Here is a 15,270-nt window from a genome sequence, read left to right as displayed (position 1 = left end):
GCTGAACTTCACTCAGCGAACTACGTGCTCTCAAAGAAAATGCTCCCCACTAGTTGTTGGCAACTGATTTCTCAGTCCAACTAATGGGGAGCAGTTCACAATGAACGCTGCGGGGCGGCTTTGGTGTATCTGCGTACTTAGAAGCTTTCGAGCCAAGCGGCGTGCACGCGGGCGTCACCGTTTTCTTCTGGGTGGAAGCTCAGCGCCGTCACGCGGCCTTGGCGCACGCCGACCACCGCGTCGCCGTTCTCGCCCGGCACCGTCGCGATGATTTCGACGCCGTCGCCCACGCGAGTAACCAATGGGGCACGGATGAAGCTCGCCTCAATGTCGAGCGTGTCCTCCCCCATCGCGACGGGCACGATGCGTTCTTCGGAGAAGCGCTGGTTGCCAAAAGCATTGCGACGCACGGTCACGTCCAGCAGCCCCAGGGTTTGCTGCCCCGGCGCGGGATTCTCCAGCTCGCGGGCGCAGTAGATGAGCCCCGCGCAGGTCGCGAGCACCGGCAATCCTGCAGCTGCGTCGTCGCGCAGCGGCTCGGCCAGCCCGAAGCTACGCGCCAGCTTATCGATAACACTCGACTCGCCGCCCGGAATCACCAGCCCATCGAGCCCGTCCACGTCGCGCGGCACCCGCACCCGGCGCGTAGCCACACCGAGCCCGTCCAGAATGCGCAGGTGCTCCTCGACGCCGCCTTGCAGCGCCAGTACCCCGACGGTAGCTACCATCCGCGCTCAGCCAGGCGGTGCGGTGCAGGCACGTCGTTGACGTTGATGCCCACCATGGCCTCGCCGAGGCCGCGGGAAAGCTTGGCGAGTTCGGCGGGGTCGTCGTAAAGCGTGGCGGCCTTCACGATGGCTTCCGCGCGCGCTGCCGGGTTGCCGGACTTGAAGATGCCGGAGCCAACGAAGACGCCTTCGGCGCCCATCTGGCGGACAAGGGCGGCGTCGGCAGGCGTAGCCACACCACCGGCAACAAAGAGCACGACCGGGAGCTTGCCCGTCTCCGCAACCTCTGCGACCAGGTCATACGGGGCCTGCAGCTCCTTCGCTGCAACGTAGAGTTCATCCCGATCCAGGTGGCGCAGGCGCGCAATCTCGGCCTTAATGGTGCGCAGGTGCTTCACGGCCTCGGAGACGTCGCCGGTGCCGGCCTCGCCCTTGGAGCGAATCATGGCCGCGCCCTCGGTGATGCGGCGCAGCGCCTCACCCAGGTTGGTGGCGCCGCACACGAACGGCACGTCGAAGTCCCACTTATTGATGTGGTTGACGTAATCGGCCGGGCTGAGCACCTCGGACTCATCGATAAAGTCCACGCCGAGCTCGCCCAGGATCTGCGCCTCTACAAAGTGACCGATGCGAGCCTTGGCCATGACGGGGATGTCGACGGCCTCGACGATGCCCTCGATAAGCTCCGGGTCAGACATGCGGGCGACGCCGCCCTGCGCGCGGATATCGGCCGGCACGCGCTCCAGCGCCATCACGGCCGATGCGCCTGCGTCCTCCGCAATACGCGCCTGCTCCGGCGTGACGACGTCCATGATGACGCCGCCCTTCAACATATCGGCTAGTCCTCGCTTCACGCGCGTAGAGGCGCGTCCTTGTTCATTTACCTGTTCAGTCATAGGTCACATAGTGGCCCACACAAGTGGTACAAGACAAGAGCCATTTTCAGCGTGTTGGATTAGACCACTTATGATGGGTCCGTGCCCCTTCGTCTCGATCCCTCTGATACGCGGCCGCTGCCCGTGCAAATAGCCGCAGCCTTGCGCGCCCAGGTTGCCGCCGGCGTCCTCCTGCCCGGCGAGCGCGTTCCCTCGACCCGCCACTTGGCTTCGCAGCTCAGCGTTTCCCGAGGCAGCGTGGTCACCGCCTACGACCAACTCACAGCCGAGGGCTACCTCACCGCCGAGGTTGGCTCCGGTACCATCATCAACCCTCTGCTCCCCCACGCCCGGACTCCACAGCCTCAACCCGCGCCGCACCCTGCCCCTACCCCGAAACTCATCGAGCTAACCCCAGGCCTTCCGGACACCGCCGGGATCCTCACCCCCGAATGGAGGGCAGCGTGGCGTCAGGCAGCGGTGGACCCCTCCGGCGATCTCCCTCGCGAGGTAGCCGGGCACCTGCGTCACATGCGTGGACTCACCGTCGATCCGGCCTACGTGGTGGTGACCGCCGGCGCCCGCGATGGCTTGTCGGTGCTGCTGCACGCGCTGGGCGGGCAGCTTCGAGTGGGCGTAGAGTCGCCGGGCTACCCCAGCCTGCGCCGCGTACCCCACGCTTTGGGCCATACGCTTGTCGACGTCCCCACCGACGCCGAAGGCGTCACCGTCCCCACCGTGGACCTCGACGTTCTCATCGTTACTCCTTCCCACCAGCACCCCTATGGAGGATCCTTGCCAGCGGCGCGGCGCGCGGAGCTCGTCGAATGGGCCCGCGCACACGACGCCCTCCTCATCGAGGATGACTTTGATTCCGAACTGCGCTACATCGGCCAGCCACTGCCCGCCCTGGCCGCGCTCGCTCCAGAGCACACCGTGCTGCTGGGCACCTTCTCCTCGGTCATCTCCCCCTCCATTGCCTGCGGCTACCTCGTCGTCCCACCGCGCCTGCGCCCAGCCGTTGACCGCGTGCGCGAGGTCTTCGGCCAACCCGTCGGCGCCATCCCCCAGGCCGCACTCGCCCACTACCTTGCCAGCGGCGCTTTACGACGCCACACCGGCCGCATGCGCCGCACCTACAAACGCCGCCGCAACCTAGTGGCCGAAACGCTGGGCTCCGTCGATGGCGCCCAGCTCCTGCCCATCCACGGTGGCCTCCACGCGGTCCTTTTGTGCGATCCGGCCGTTGTTCCTCGCGCCGCCGCCCGCGGCATCAAACTCACCCCGCTGCGCGATTATTGGGGAGGCGCCGACGCCGAAGACGGCGTCGTCCTCGGCTTCGGCCACCTTAGCGACACCGAACTGCGCACGAGCCTCACCGCGGTCGCGGCCGCCTTACGCGAGTGATACCGTAATGCCAACGTTCATAAACGAAAGGCAATACATGTCCCTCGGCCCGCTTGAATTCCTACTCATACTCATTCCGTTTCTTATCCTCGCCGGAATCATCGCCATCGTGGTCAAGCTCGTGCGCAATAGCAACGAAACTCGCGCAAACACCCGCCGCATTGCCGAACAGCTCGAGAAACAAGACCGTCACCGCTAAGCAAGGCACCCCACCAGACCAAGCGCACACCGACCGCTTAGTCTATTTTTATTCTCGTTTCTGCCAGCGAGTTTCCATGAATCCATTCGCCATACATACCGCTTGGTCTAGTCTTGCCAAGCATGACGACGAAATACGATAACTCCAATTCCAACTGGTCCTTCGCTACCCGCTCCGTGCACGCGGGCCAAAACCTCGACGGGCACCACAACGCCCGCAACGTGCCGATTTACCAGACCACTTCCTACGTTTTTAACGATGCCGAGCACGCGGCCAACCGCTTCAATCTTTCCGACGCCGGCCCCATCTACACCCGCCTGACCAACCCCACCCAGGACGCGCTGGAAGAGCGCCTCGCCTCCCTCGAGGGCGGCGTCGCGGCCGTTGCCTTCGCCTCCGGCCAGGCCGCCGAAACCGCGGCCATTTTGAACCTCGCCTCGGCCGGCGACCACATCGTGACCTCCCCGCGCCTCTACGGCGGCACCTCAACACTCTTTACCGTCACGCTCAAGCGCCTAGGCATCGACGTTACCCTCGTCGAGGACCCGGATGACCCGCAATCCTGGCAGGACGCCGTCCAGCCGAATACTAAGGCCTTCTACGGCGAGACCTTCGGCAACCCCGTAGCCGATGTCCTCGATATCCCGGCCATCGCCGAGGTCGCCCACAATAACCAAGTCCCGCTCATCGTGGATAACACCATCGCCACCGCCGCCCTCGCCCGGCCGTTGGACCTCGGCGCGGACATCGTCGTGGTTTCGACCACCAAATTCTACACCGGCAATGGCTCGGCCATCGGCGGCGCGATTATCGACGGCGGCTCCTTCGACTGGACCGTCACCCGCAACGGCGAGCCCGTCTTCCCCTACTTCGTCACTCCAGATGAGGCCTACCACGGCCTGAAGTACGCCGATCTCGGCGCCCCAGCCTTTGCACTCAAGGCCCGCGCCGGCCTGCTGCGCGATACCGGCGCCGCCATCTCCCCCTTCAACGCCTGGCTGACGCTGAATGGAATTGAGACGGTGGGGCTGCGCGTCGAAAAGCACAATGCCAACGCCCAGGCCGTCGCCGAGTACCTGGAAGGCCACGCCAAGGTCACCAAGGTCAACTACGCCGGCCTGGATTCTTCGCCGTACAAGGCCACCAAGGAAAAGCTCGGCTATGCCTACACCGGCTCCGTCCTCTCCTTCGACATCGACGGCGGCCGCGAGGAAGCCTGGGCGTTTATCGACGCCCTCAAGCTCCACTCCAACCTCGCTAATATCGGTGACACCCGCTCCCTGGCCGTACACCCGGCAACCACCACGCACTCCCAGTCCGACGAGCCTGCGCTTGCTGCTGCCGGCATCACCCAGTCCACCATCCGCCTATCCGTGGGCATCGAGCACATCGATGACATCATCGCGGACCTCGAGCTGGGCTTTAACGCGCTGGCATGAAGCTAGTTAGCATCGGCGACTTTCACACCGAAGCCGGCGCCACGCTTGCCGACGCCCACATTGCCTACCACCGCTTCGGCCAGCTCCTCGGAGATCCCCACGGCCGCAATAACGTCATTGTGGTTGAACACGCTCTGACCGGGGACTCGAATGTGGCCGAATGGTGGGCCGATCTGGTCGGCCCTGGCAAGGCGCTAGATACGACGAAGTGGTGCGTTATCGCCACCAACGCACTGGGCGGATGCGGCGGCTCCACCGGCCCCGCCTCCCCGCACCCAGACGACGGCCGTGCCTGGGGCTCGCGCTTCCCCGCGCTTTCGGTGCGCGACCTTGTCTCGGCCGAGCGCGCCGCGCTCCGCGAGCTCGGCATCACCCACGTCCACGCCATCATTGGCGGTTCGATGGGCGGCGCGCGCACGCTGGAGTGGACGCTGATGCACCCCGAGGCCGTTGATGCGGCCTGCGTCATTGCCGTATCGGCCCGCGCTTCCGCCTGGCAGATTGGCATCCAGTCGGCGCAAATCGCGGCCATCGAGCAGGATTCCTTCTGGCATGGCGGCGACTACTACGCCTCCGCGCAGCGCCCACGCGAGGGGCTGGCGGCCGCGCGTCGCATTGCACACCTGACGTATCGCGGCGAGCAGGAAATCGACGAGCGCTTCGGTGTCCAGGCCCAGACCGGCGAGAACCCGCTCGGGCCCTACCGCCGCCGCAATGAGCGCTTTGCCGTCAATTCCTACCTGGACTACCAGGGCACCAAGCTGGCCGATCGCTTCGATGCCGGTTCCTATGTCACCCTCACCGAGGCGCTCAACCGCCACGATATCGGCCGCGGCCGCGGCGGCCTCAACCGCGCGCTGGGCTCGTCCAAGGTGCCAACGATGGTCGTCGGCGTGGACACGGATATCTTGTATCCGTACCATCAGCAAGAACACATCTCGCGCAATCTGGGAAATCTGTTGGCGATGGCGAAGGTTGTCTCCCCAGTGGGCCACGATGCCTTTCTTACCGAGTCACGCCAGATGGATCGCATCTTGCGAAACTTTCTCGCCCTTTCCCAACCGGACCCGCGCATCGATTCTGCGGCCGGCGATCCGACTGAGTACACGATTTAAGAACCCGCCAAGTCTGGGATCGCCAAAGCCGCGCAGCGCGCACTAGCGATAAGCGGTGCGGCACGCTGCGCTGGGACTATGGATTGACGGGGCGAGCAGAGGCGGGACGCGGCTCAGCGATCTTCGGGCGGTGTAGCCCAGGGCGGGCGCCAGACGATACCTTCGCCGGGGCGGCGCTCGAGCCGGCCGCGGCGCGGCGGCGCATTGGGGTCATCATCATTGACCCCGTTGTGATACTTGCAGGCCATGGTGAGGTTTTCGGAATTGGTGTCCCCACCGAGCAGCCACGGGGTGAGGTGGTGAACTTGGCATTCATCCGCTGGCGTGTGGCAGTCGGGCCACGGGCACACTGGATTTTCCGCCATCGCCATCTGCCGTTGCTTCCACGTAGCCCGGCGCCGCGATTGGTAAAGGTTTACGGGTCCGGTGACGGGATGGATGAGGGTGATAAGGCCGACGTCGGCAAGCGCACGGCGGGCAAGGTCCGCACCGGAAATCTGCGCGCCATTGGTCAGCTGCAGCGTCACGTCCTCGCCGTGGGTGACCTTGACCATCTCATTGAGGGTGAGGACCACGTTGGTGGTGATTGTGGAAGCGGCGGCACCCTGGGAAAAGACGCGGCGAGCATCGGCGACGGTGGAGACATGGTTATTAATCTCTGCCACCAGTTCGGACTCGGCGGTAATGGTCAGCGTCCACAGGTCATCGCGGCGGCGGGTTAGGCGCACTCCCTCAGAGCGCTTGGTGGTGCGCTCCTCGCGCACAAGGCGGCGGGCGCGCTTTTCAATCTCGCTGGTAGCAACGCGCAGAGCGCAGAGTTCTTCGCGCAGCGCCCAGGCCGCACGCTGGGTTTTCATCTTCTGGGCGTAGTGCTCGATGATTTTTAGCGCATCGAGCGGCAGCGTCGTGCGGCGGGCGGTGCGCTGCTTGGCGCGAAAGGAGGTGCGACCGAAGTAGGTATCGGCAAGGCGGGCGAACTCGGCGGCTTCGCGGTCGCTAAAGCCCTTATCGACGAGCTCTTCTACCGACAACCCAGCACACTCCTCGATGAGCACCATCGGGGAGTTCACGGCTGTCAGGTAGGTCGAAATCATGGCTCCGAGCCTAAGTGGGCCGCGCATGCCGGTGCGCGGAGGCGGGCGGTGACCTGTGGATAACCGCCCGAACTACACCATTTAGGGCCGAGATGGGTGATGGCTCTACAAAAACCTGTGGATAACTAGCTGCCGAGCGAGTCCACGGAAAAGGCCAGAAAGGCCATCGTGGCGCCGAGCAGGCCGGTGAAACAGGCGTCGAAGCGGCGCGAGCGCACGGCTAGCACGCCGACGCGACTAGAATCACACGTCAGTCGGACCACGGTGAGCCACAGCAAGGCCAAGCCGAGGAGGAATGTGGCTCGCCGCCAGTACTCGAAGACGGCGTAGCCACCGGAGACAACCACGCCGGCCACGAAGAGGCCGATTGCTGCCCACTGCGCGGCGGGCGGCAGCGGGGAGGGCGCGAGGCCGGCGTCGTGCGGGTTATCTAGATTCACGCCAACTTTTCCGCGCGCTCGACGATATTGCGCACCAAGAAGGCACGAGTCAGCGGGCCGACACCGCCCGGGTTCGGCGAGACGAATCCGGCCTTGTCCCAGCAGTCTGGGTGGATGTCGCCGGTGAGCTTGCCGTCGACGCGGGAAACTCCGACGTCGAGAAGCGCGGCGCCTTCCTTAATCATGTCCGCGGTGAGCATGTGGGGCTGGCCGGCGGCGGCGATGACGATATCGGCCTCGCGGGTCTCGGCGGCCAGGTCTTTGGTTCCGGTGTGGCACAGGGTGACGGTGGAGTTCTCGCTGCGGCGGGTAAGCATCAGGCCAATAGGGCGGCCCACGGTAACGCCGCGGCCGATGACCACGGTCTTGGCGCCGTTGAGCTCAACGCCGAAGCGTCGCAAAAGGTGCAGGCAGCCGTTCGGGGTGCACGGCAGGGGCGCCTCCTCGTTGAGCACGAGCTTGCCCAGATTGACCGGGTGCAGACCATCGGCATCCTTGGCGGGGTCGATGCGCTCGAGGATGGCGTTTTCATCCAGGTGCTTGGGCAGTGGCAGCTGGACGATGTAGCCGGTGCAGGCGTCATCGGCGTTGAGCTCATCGATGACGGCCTCGAGCTCTTCCTGCGTGATGTCGGCCGGCAGGTCCTTGCGGATGGAGTTGATACCGAGCTTTTCGCAGTCGCGGTGCTTCATCTTCACATAGGACTGGGAGCCGGGGTCCTCGCCGACCAGGACGGTGGCGAGGCCGGGCGTAATCCCCTTGTCCTTCAGCGCGGCCACGCGCTGGGCGAGGTCGGCGAAAATCTCGTCGCGGTACAGTGTGCCATCTAGTTTGGTAGCGCTCATAGCCACCATCCTAGACTGAAGGCATGAGCCAGCTGCACATTGTCTTTGATAACCCGGTCATTCCTACTAATACAGGCAACGCCATCCGCACGGCCGCGGTGACGGGCGCGAGCCTGCACCTAATTGAGCCGCTGGGTTTCAATTTCGACGATAAGCACTTAAAGCGCGCCGGGCTGGATTATCACGATCTGGCCGATGTGCAGATTCACAAGGATTTTCAGGCCTGCATGGATGCGCTGCCGGGCGCGCGCGTATTCGCGTTTACCACGCATACGGATAAGTGGTTTACGGATATCGAATACCAGGAAGGCGATGTCTTACTCTTTGGCACGGAGCCGACCGGCCTGCCGGAGGAGCATATTAACCATTCGCGCGTGACAGACCACGTGCGCATTCCTATGGTGCCGGCTAGGCGCTCGATGAACCTGTCGAATTCGGCGTCGACGGCCGTATTCGAGGCGTGGCGCCAGCTGGGCTTTAACGGGGCGGTTTAAAATCCGGCAGTTGGCGGGAGCGCAGGCGGGCAAGGAGTGCGGCGGCGTCGGCAAGCGTGAGGTTGCGCGCATCCATGCGCACGGGCCCTTGGACGAGGTCGAGGCCGACGGTGGCTAGGCCGAGCGCTTGGGAAATCGGCCCGCGGCGGTAGGTTAGCTCCTGGATATGGGAGGTGTGGATGGCCTTGACGCGGCGGTTGAGCCGGCCGTTGCGCACGATGACGTAGTCGCCGGTGAGCGCGACGGTTTGCTGGCGGTAATCCAGCGGGGAGACCCATTTGGCGCGGGCCGGCGAGGCGTAGGTGGGTGCGGCGTCGGCCGGCAGGAATTGCTGGGCTTGGGCGAGGGTGCCCACCGGCAGGATGCGGGTGGAGCCAGAAGCCTTGCCGCTTGCCGACGCCCCATATCCCGCCACCGAAACCCTCACCTCGTACCAGCCCAAGGGCCGCCAGAGGAAGGGCTGGGTTATCTGCACGGCGTGGATGCGGTCGAGGCGAATGCTTTGGCGGCGGCGATCAGCCAGGCCGTAGGTGATATTGAGTACCTCGCCGTCGGTGCGGGCGGTATAGCGCCAGGAAGAATCGAGCACGTTCCAAGCGTTGGGAAGCGCGCCGACGAGAATGGGCAGCGCGGTCGACAGCGGCAGCCGGGTGACCACGACGACGATCAGGAAGCCGACGAGGAAAAGCGTGGACGTACGCAACGCGGCCGCAATCAGGGAGCGGGCGATGGGGATTTCGGGCACGAGGGCCGGTTCTTCGGCCAGTTCTGCAGCCGATTCCTCGGCCGGTGTCTCGGTTTGGGAGATGGGAGCTCCGTGAACGCGGGCGAGGATGTCATCGCGTAGGGCCTCGGCGTCGGCCTTCTTCAGGTAGGCGATTTCGATGACAGAAGATTGACCGCCTGCGGTTTCCACGCGCACGGCCGCGAGGCGAAAGAGTCGGGCGATGACGGGCTCGACGACGTCAACGGCCTGCGTGCGGTCATAGCGTGCGGTGCGCAGCTGGACAGATAATAGGCCGCGGCGCAGAGAAAGCTCTTCTGCGCCGAGCCGATAGCCCATGCGGCGCCACCATAGGCCTGAGACGAGCCACACCACCGCGCAGACCGCGATGAAGCCGGCGAGGGCGAGGGCGGTATCGCGCAAGGCCTCGCCGCGGTGTTCGCCGGTAATAAAAGCGAAGATATCGCGCAGGGCTGCCAGGTTGACGTTGAGGGCGAAGGCCGCGATGAGGGCTAGGATTACGGACCACAGGCGCAGCAGCGGGGTGAGGCGGTGGACGCGCCGGAAGCTGAGCTGATCGCTCATAGGCCGCTCATCCGTTCGCGGGCTTGGTGGGCAAGGCGGGTACGGAGGGCGTCGGCAAGCGGGGCTTCCAAGCCTTTGATGGTGGCATCCGTGCTGGCCGAGGCCGTATGGAGCTGCAGCTTTTTCAAGCCTAGGGCACGGTCGATGGGCCCGGAGGTCACGTCGACGAACTGGATGCGGCCATAGGGCACGACGGTGAAGGTGTACCAGAGCTTGCCGCGGGTGATAAGTAGCTCGTCGTCGGTTTCGAGCCAGCCCATGTTGCGCACTTGGGCGGGGATGAGCCAGAGCAGCCAGAAGAAAAGGGCGACGAAAATTCCGGCCGCCCAATAGAACCACGGGGTCCACCAAAAGCCTGCAGCAGCGGCGGCCGCGGCGAGCAGAAACATCCAGCTCAGGTGGTGGATATAGCGCGAGGTCACCAGTCGCTGTGAGACGGGATTCATTTCTTCGCTCATAGATATTGACAGTATCAATCGGGTTCACCCCTTGCGCAACTTATCGTTACTCGATATTATCGAATTACGACAACATCGAAAGTCGATAAATTATCGACGGAAAGGATTGCCATGACCACCCCACAACCCACCCCTAAGGCCGAGCGCCGCGAAATTAATGCGGCAGCCGGTCTCGCCCTCCTCACCATTATCATCCTCGGCCCCACCTACCTGCGCGACCTTGCCACCGGCCACTTTTCCACCGCACTGAGCGCGGCCATCCCAGAAGGCCTAAGCAAACACAACCTCGACGGCGAACCATTCTGGATACTCACTGCGGCGCTCGTTACCAAAATCGCGGCAATCTTAATCATCGCGTTCTTTGCCTACCGCCTGGTCAGGCCAATGCTTCGCGGGCAGGTTTTTAATACGAAAAATATCCGCCTCCTGAACGGAATGACCGCCGGCATCCTCGTCTGGTTTATCGGACGGTTCGCACTCGAAGGCCTGGGCAATAACTGGGCCTCCTCACAGCTTGGAATCGACTGGTGGGCCAGCCAGGACGGAACGTCCCTTGGCGAGCTCGCCCTGCCCTACCTCTTCGTCTGCACCTTGCAGCTCTTCTCGGCCGCCATCAAGCGCGGCTGCAAGCTGGAAGAGGAGGCCGAAGGCCTTGTCTGAGACACAAGAACCCCAGGTGGTTTGCCACCTCGACCACATCATGCAAGAGCGCGACATTACCGGCGCGGCGCTCGCTAGAGAAGTAGGAATCACCCCAGTTAACCTCTCCGTCCTAAAGAATAATCGCGCCAAGGCCGTACGCTTTAGCACCCTGGCAGCACTGTGCACGGCACTGGACTGCCAGCCGGGAGACATCTTCGGCGTCGAGTAACGACCCTTGCCAGCATGTTGGGTTTATGCAATACTTTGATTTATGTCCCCAAAGAAGAAGCCCTCCGCACCCATTTATAACCGGGTTCGTGTGCTGCGCGCCGAGCGGGACATGTCGCGCGCGCAGTTGGCTGAGGCCATCGATGTCAACCCCCAGACCGTCGGTGCACTTGAGCGCGGCGACCACTCCCCCAGCCTGGACTTAGCCTTCCGCGTCTGTGAGGTCTTTGATCTCCCCGTGGAGGCTATTTTTTCCCGCCAGGAATTTTCCCCCATGTCCACTGAAATCTACAGGAAGAATTCCTAATGGCTAACACGATTCCCGCCTCCGTTTCTCGCCGCAAGCGCCTTGTCCTGACCGGCGACATTTTCCTCGGCCTGGCCATCGTGGCGGCGGCCCTGCACTTCTTCGCGCTCGGCTTGTCTAATCTGCTGTGGCCGATAGCTGGCATTGCGGCGACTATCTGCACCGCATGGCTGCGCCAGTCCATTCGGCACCTCGACGTTCCCACCACGGAGATGGACGAGTACGAGCTGCGTCTGCATACCGGCGCCCGCGACCAAGGCCTTAAAACTGCCTTGGCCACGGCCATAGTGCTCTTCCTCGTCGCCGGCGCCACCGCATGTGGGCTGCGCTTCTTAGGCGCGGAGCAGGTTGCGGTGGAGCAGGCAACCTCCGGGGCTAATATCGCCATCTTCTTTGCCAAGCTCATCTACATCCAGCTGCTGTGGATCCCATTTGCGGTAGCCAAGGAATTGGCCAATAAACTTAACGCGGACGAGCTGCGCAGCGGCGGCAACTAGCGGAAGTCGCGGGAGCCGCGGGAGAGGAATTCACCAAAGTCCAGCGGCTCTAGTTTGTCCGCGACCACGCTCACCGCACCAGTGGCATTTTGCACGATGCCGCGGATGATCATCGCACGCGCGGTGCGGGCCAGAACTTTATGCCGCGACCACAATCCGGGTGAAACCATCACATTCATCAGGCCGGTTTCATCCTCCACACCCAAAAAGGTCAGGCCAGACGCTGTACGCGGGCGCTGGCGGTGGGTAATAATGCCGGCAATGCGCACGCGGGTGCCATCGGGGACATGGGGGAGCTGGGAGGCAGGGAGGACGTCGGCAAGCGAGGCACGCACCAGCTCCATCGGCTGCTGGTTATGGGTCACGCCGGTGGCAGCGACGTCGGTAGCCATAAGCTCAAAAGCAGACATGCCGGGCAGGTGCGGCGAGGCCAGGGCGGAGGTGCCGGGCAGCATGCCCTCGCGCTCGGTGGCGGCAACGCCGGCCTGCCACAACGCTTGGCGACGGTCCAGCCCAAGGCACTCCAACGCCCCGGCCGTGGCCAGCGCCTCCACCTGCTCCACGCTGAGGTCCGCCCGGCGCGAAAGATCGGACACGCTAGCAAAAGGCGCGGCCGCCTCCACACGCTCGGCGGCGGACTCCCCCAGCCCTTTGATGAGGTTAAGGCCCAAGCGAATCTCGGCAGGTCCCGTCGCGCGGGCCTGGGCGCCGGAGTCATTAATACTTACCGGCAGCACCCGCACGCCGTGGCGCCGGGCATCCTGGATGAGTGACTGCGGGGAATAGAAACCCATCGGCTGTGCGCGCAGCAGGCCCACACAAAATTCCGCCGGGTAGTGATATTTAAACCACGCGGAAAAATACACCAGCGAGGCAAAGGACTGCGAGTGCGACTCCGGGAAGCCATAGGCAGCAAAGGCCACAATCTTGGTCCAGAGCTTATCGGCCACCTCGCCCTCGATGCCATTGGTTTCGCGCAGACCGGCATAGAAACGACTGCGCAGCGCGGCCATCTTTTCCGGGGAGCGCTTCGAGCCCATGGCGCGGCGCAGATCATCAGCCTCAGCACCGGAGAACCCGGCGGCGTCGACCGCGATCTGCATCAACTGCTCCTGGAAGAGCGGGATGCCCAGGGTCTTACCCAGGGACTTTTCCAGCACGGGATGGTCATAGGTGACCTCCTCTAGGCCATCGCGACGACGCAGGTAAGGGTGCACAGACCCGCCCTGGATGGGGCCGGGGCGAATGAGCGCGACTTCGACCACCAGGTCAAAGAAGCGGCGCGGCTTCAAGCGCGGCAGCGTGGCTAGCTGCGCACGAGATTCCACTTGGAAGACGCCCACCGCATCGGCGCGGCAGAGCATGTCATAGACTTCCGGTTCGGCGAGGTCGAGCTCCCACAGGTGCACCTCGCGGCCGGTGGTGGCGCCCACGGCGTCGATCATGTGATGTAGCGCCTCCAACATGCCCAGGCCCAAAAGGTCGAATTTCACCAGGCCGGCGGCCGCGCAATCATCCTTATCCCATTGCAATACGGAGCGATTTTCCATGCGTGCCCATTCCATGGGCACGACGTCCGCAATGGGCCGATCGCACAGCACCATGCCGCCGGAGTGGATTCCTAGGTGGCGGGGCTGGCCGAGGAATTGCTCGGCCAATAAGGAGACATCGGCAGGCGGCTCGGAGGTACCTTTCGACCACGCATCGGCCGAGCCCTGCGGGTAGCCCAACGCGCGGGCGGCATCTCGGGTAGCTCCCTTGCGGCGATAGGTAATGACATTGGCCACCTGCGCGGCGCGATCACGGCCGTGGGTGCGGTAGACATACTGGATGACTTCCTCGCGGCGGCCGGACTCGATGTCGATATCAATATCGGGCGGACCATCGCGGTCCGGGGAGAGAAAGCGCTCGAAAAGCAGCTGCGCGGAGATGGGCTCGGCGTTAGTAATGCCCAGCGCAAAGCACACCGCGGAGTTGGCGGCCGAGCCACGGCCTTGGCACAGAATATTCTCGCGGCGGCAAAAATCCACCAGGTCGCACACAATCAGGAAGTAGCCAGGAAAGCCCAGCTGCTTGATGACGCCCAGTTCATGTCGAATCTGTTTCCTTGCTGCCTGCCGGATCTCGGCCGGGCGCGAAGCATAGCGGCCCTTGGCGCGGCGCCAGACCTCGTGCTCCAGCCAGCTCATTTCGGTATGCCCCTCCGGCACCGGAAAATGCGGCAGGTTGGGTGCGAGGGCATCCCAGGTAAAGGAGCACTCGCGGGCGAGCGCCACGGTTTCGGCGATGAGCTCCGGCCGATCTGGCAAGAGTTGCGCCATCTGCTCGCCGGATCGCAGCCAGCCAGCACCCATGGGGTGGGCGTGCGGCGCGGCGGCCGCGAGGGATTCGCGCCGGGCTAGGGCACGCTTGGCTGCGGCGAGCCGTGCTTGGTCACGGGTCGCGGCCGCCGGCCGTGCGGTTGCGATGGCCCGCAGGTTATTGTATTTATCCAGGAAACGGTGCCGATCCGCATCCTCGGGGGACATGCTGCACGAATATTCGAGAACTATGCTGTCTATTTTTATTCTTTCGAGCAGGTTATCGATTTCTGCTAGCGCCTCCGGCCCCACCAGAAAGAAGCACTCCCCTTCCAGTTCGCGTGCCACCTCATCCAAAGGCGGATAAGCCACGCGATCCTTCTCCCCGGCTTCCATCCGGGCGTGCGCGATGAGGCGCGACAGGCGGCGATAGCCCTCCGGGGTGCGTGCCAGCACGGTCACCGAGGCCTCCGTGAGCGACAGCTCCGCACCATATACGGCGGGAAGTCCCGCTTTAGCTGCGGCTTCGGCAAATTTCATCAGGCCATAAAAGCCATCGCGGTCCACGATGGACAACCCCTCAAGGCCCAGCTCTACAGCTCGGGCCACCAGCTCCTCCGGCTCGGCAGCGCCGTCGAGAAAGCTATATGAACTTACCGCGTGCAGCTCCGCAAAGGGGACGGCGGAGTGACCGCGCCGAGCAGAATCCGCTGGCCCATGAAGGTGACTAACCAACACGGGCGCAGCAGATTCGCGACCAGAGAGAATGCGCTCTACCCGCGACCAGGACAGCGCCCTTCCACCATTAAATTCCACTCCAGACAGCGTAATATCGAATCATTGTTCTAGACAAGCCGGTGGGACGTGATGCCCGCAATAGACAAAGCGGTTCG

General features: G+C 63.8%; 17 protein-coding genes. 9 read left to right on the top strand and 8 right to left on the bottom strand.

The window, feature by feature from the left end:
* Positions 1-137 precede the first annotated feature (137 nt).
* Both pdxT and pdxS read right to left on the bottom strand, forming a co-directional pair.
* Positions 138-728, bottom strand: coding sequence for a pyridoxal 5'-phosphate synthase glutaminase subunit PdxT (gene pdxT, locus BKN05_RS04120; RefSeq protein WP_286688010.1), 591 nt, complete (start codon positions 726-728; stop codon positions 138-140).
* Positions 722-1,624, bottom strand: coding sequence for a pyridoxal 5'-phosphate synthase lyase subunit PdxS (gene pdxS, locus BKN05_RS04115; protein ID WP_286688009.1), 903 nt, complete (start codon positions 1,622-1,624; stop codon positions 722-724). The genes pdxT and pdxS overlap by 7 nt, the downstream gene beginning before the upstream one ends.
* A gap of 81 nt (positions 1,625-1,705) precedes the next feature.
* On the opposite strand from pdxS, the gene pdxR reads away from it, so the two are divergent.
* The 4 genes from pdxR (at position 1,706) to metX (ending at position 5,763) form a co-directional block, all read left to right on the top strand.
* Positions 1,706-3,010, top strand: a complete 1,305-nt coding sequence (gene pdxR, locus BKN05_RS04110) for a MocR-like pyridoxine biosynthesis transcription factor PdxR (protein WP_286688008.1) — start codon at positions 1,706-1,708, stop codon at positions 3,008-3,010.
* A 37-nt stretch (positions 3,011-3,047) separates the two neighbouring features.
* Positions 3,048-3,209, top strand: coding sequence for a hypothetical protein (locus BKN05_RS04105; RefSeq protein ID WP_239273749.1), 162 nt, complete (start codon positions 3,048-3,050; stop codon positions 3,207-3,209).
* A 122-nt stretch (positions 3,210-3,331) separates the two neighbouring features.
* Positions 3,332-4,648, top strand: a complete 1,317-nt coding sequence (locus tag BKN05_RS04100) for an O-acetylhomoserine/O-acetylserine sulfhydrylase (protein ID WP_239273750.1) — start codon at positions 3,332-3,334, stop codon at positions 4,646-4,648.
* Complete coding sequence (gene metX, locus BKN05_RS04095; protein WP_049378936.1) at positions 4,645-5,763, top strand: homoserine O-acetyltransferase MetX; 1,119 nt, start codon at positions 4,645-4,647, stop codon at positions 5,761-5,763. The genes BKN05_RS04100 and metX overlap by 4 nt, the downstream gene beginning before the upstream one ends.
* A 113-nt stretch (positions 5,764-5,876) precedes the next feature.
* On the opposite strand, the gene BKN05_RS04090 is transcribed toward metX, so the two are convergent.
* From BKN05_RS04090 to BKN05_RS04080, 3 genes are all read right to left on the bottom strand, one after another.
* Positions 5,877-6,857 (bottom strand): HNH endonuclease signature motif containing protein, encoded by a 981-nt coding sequence (locus BKN05_RS04090; RefSeq protein ID WP_286688007.1) that lies wholly within the window; start codon positions 6,855-6,857, stop codon positions 5,877-5,879.
* 125 nt (positions 6,858-6,982) lie between these two features.
* Positions 6,983-7,297 (bottom strand): DUF3017 domain-containing protein, encoded by a 315-nt coding sequence (locus BKN05_RS04085; protein ID WP_286688006.1) that lies wholly within the window; start codon positions 7,295-7,297, stop codon positions 6,983-6,985.
* The gene (locus tag BKN05_RS04080; RefSeq protein WP_049378933.1) at positions 7,294-8,142 is read right to left on the bottom strand and encodes a bifunctional methylenetetrahydrofolate dehydrogenase/methenyltetrahydrofolate cyclohydrolase; all 849 of its coding nucleotides are present in this window, start codon (positions 8,140-8,142) and stop codon (positions 7,294-7,296) included. The genes BKN05_RS04085 and BKN05_RS04080 overlap by 4 nt, the downstream gene beginning before the upstream one ends.
* Positions 8,143-8,165: 23 nt before the next feature.
* Here BKN05_RS04080 and BKN05_RS04075 point away from each other — a divergent pair, with 23 nt between their 5' ends.
* Positions 8,166-8,636 carry a tRNA (cytidine(34)-2'-O)-methyltransferase gene (locus BKN05_RS04075; RefSeq protein ID WP_049378932.1) on the top strand — a complete coding sequence of 157 codons (471 nt, stop codon included), beginning with the start codon at positions 8,166-8,168 and terminating at the stop codon, positions 8,634-8,636.
* Here the strand turns inward: BKN05_RS04075 and BKN05_RS04070 are convergent.
* Complete coding sequence (locus tag BKN05_RS04070; RefSeq protein WP_049378931.1) at positions 8,620-9,945, bottom strand: PH domain-containing protein; 1,326 nt, start codon at positions 9,943-9,945, stop codon at positions 8,620-8,622. The genes BKN05_RS04075 and BKN05_RS04070 overlap by 17 nt on opposite strands.
* Positions 9,942-10,403 (bottom strand): PH domain-containing protein, encoded by a 462-nt coding sequence (locus BKN05_RS04065; protein WP_284787195.1) that lies wholly within the window; start codon positions 10,401-10,403, stop codon positions 9,942-9,944. The genes BKN05_RS04070 and BKN05_RS04065 overlap by 4 nt, the downstream gene beginning before the upstream one ends.
* Positions 10,404-10,514: 111 nt before the next feature.
* On the opposite strand from BKN05_RS04065, the gene BKN05_RS04060 reads away from it, so the two are divergent.
* From BKN05_RS04060 to BKN05_RS04045, 4 genes are read left to right on the top strand one after another with little or no spacing between them, the layout of a single operon-like run.
* On the top strand, positions 10,515-11,063 hold the full coding sequence (locus BKN05_RS04060) for a hypothetical protein (protein ID WP_286688005.1): 549 nt from the start codon (positions 10,515-10,517) through the stop codon (positions 11,061-11,063).
* A 16-nt stretch (positions 11,064-11,079) separates the two neighbouring features.
* Complete coding sequence (locus BKN05_RS04055; RefSeq protein ID WP_286688013.1) at positions 11,080-11,274, top strand: helix-turn-helix domain-containing protein; 195 nt, start codon at positions 11,080-11,082, stop codon at positions 11,272-11,274.
* Positions 11,275-11,316: 42 nt separating this feature from the next.
* Complete coding sequence (locus BKN05_RS04050; protein ID WP_023020645.1) at positions 11,317-11,580, top strand: helix-turn-helix transcriptional regulator; 264 nt, start codon at positions 11,317-11,319, stop codon at positions 11,578-11,580.
* Positions 11,580-12,077 (top strand): hypothetical protein, encoded by a 498-nt coding sequence (locus tag BKN05_RS04045; protein WP_286688004.1) that lies wholly within the window; start codon positions 11,580-11,582, stop codon positions 12,075-12,077. The genes BKN05_RS04050 and BKN05_RS04045 overlap by 1 nt, the downstream gene beginning before the upstream one ends.
* Here the strand turns inward: BKN05_RS04045 and BKN05_RS04040 are convergent.
* Positions 12,074-15,193 carry an error-prone DNA polymerase gene (locus BKN05_RS04040; RefSeq protein ID WP_286688003.1) on the bottom strand — a complete coding sequence of 1,040 codons (3,120 nt, stop codon included), beginning with the start codon at positions 15,191-15,193 and terminating at the stop codon, positions 12,074-12,076. The genes BKN05_RS04045 and BKN05_RS04040 overlap by 4 nt on opposite strands.
* Between the last annotated feature and the right edge of the window lie 77 nt (positions 15,194-15,270).

Source organism: Corynebacterium sp. S5S1 (genome assembly GCF_001913985.1).
Classification (GTDB): domain Bacteria; phylum Actinomycetota; class Actinomycetes; order Mycobacteriales; family Mycobacteriaceae; genus Corynebacterium; species Corynebacterium marquesiae.
The sequence above is the reverse complement of the archived record's forward strand: the minus strand, read 5'-3'. Positions and strand labels throughout refer to the sequence as shown.

Coding starts and splice junctions, on each gene's coding strand:
- pdxT (WP_286688010.1), bottom strand. CDS start 728: ATGGTAGCTACCGTCGGGGTACTGGCGCTGCAAGGCGGCGTCGAGGAG.
- pdxS (WP_286688009.1), bottom strand. CDS start 1,624: ATGACTGAACAGGTAAATGAACAAGGACGCGCCTCTACGCGCGTGAAG.
- BKN05_RS04105 (WP_239273749.1), top strand. CDS start 3,048: ATGTCCCTCGGCCCGCTTGAATTCCTACTCATACTCATTCCGTTTCTT.
- BKN05_RS04100 (WP_239273750.1), top strand. CDS start 3,332: ATGACGACGAAATACGATAACTCCAATTCCAACTGGTCCTTCGCTACC.
- metX (WP_049378936.1), top strand. CDS start 4,645: ATGAAGCTAGTTAGCATCGGCGACTTTCACACCGAAGCCGGCGCCACG.
- BKN05_RS04090 (WP_286688007.1), bottom strand. CDS start 6,857: ATGATTTCGACCTACCTGACAGCCGTGAACTCCCCGATGGTGCTCATC.
- BKN05_RS04080 (WP_049378933.1), bottom strand. CDS start 8,142: ATGAGCGCTACCAAACTAGATGGCACACTGTACCGCGACGAGATTTTC.
- BKN05_RS04075 (WP_049378932.1), top strand. CDS start 8,166: ATGAGCCAGCTGCACATTGTCTTTGATAACCCGGTCATTCCTACTAAT.
- BKN05_RS04070 (WP_049378931.1), bottom strand. CDS start 9,945: ATGAGCGATCAGCTCAGCTTCCGGCGCGTCCACCGCCTCACCCCGCTG.
- BKN05_RS04065 (WP_284787195.1), bottom strand. CDS start 10,403: ATGAGCGAAGAAATGAATCCCGTCTCACAGCGACTGGTGACCTCGCGC.
- BKN05_RS04060 (WP_286688005.1), top strand. CDS start 10,515: ATGACCACCCCACAACCCACCCCTAAGGCCGAGCGCCGCGAAATTAAT.
- BKN05_RS04050 (WP_023020645.1), top strand. CDS start 11,317: ATGTCCCCAAAGAAGAAGCCCTCCGCACCCATTTATAACCGGGTTCGT.
- BKN05_RS04045 (WP_286688004.1), top strand. CDS start 11,580: ATGGCTAACACGATTCCCGCCTCCGTTTCTCGCCGCAAGCGCCTTGTC.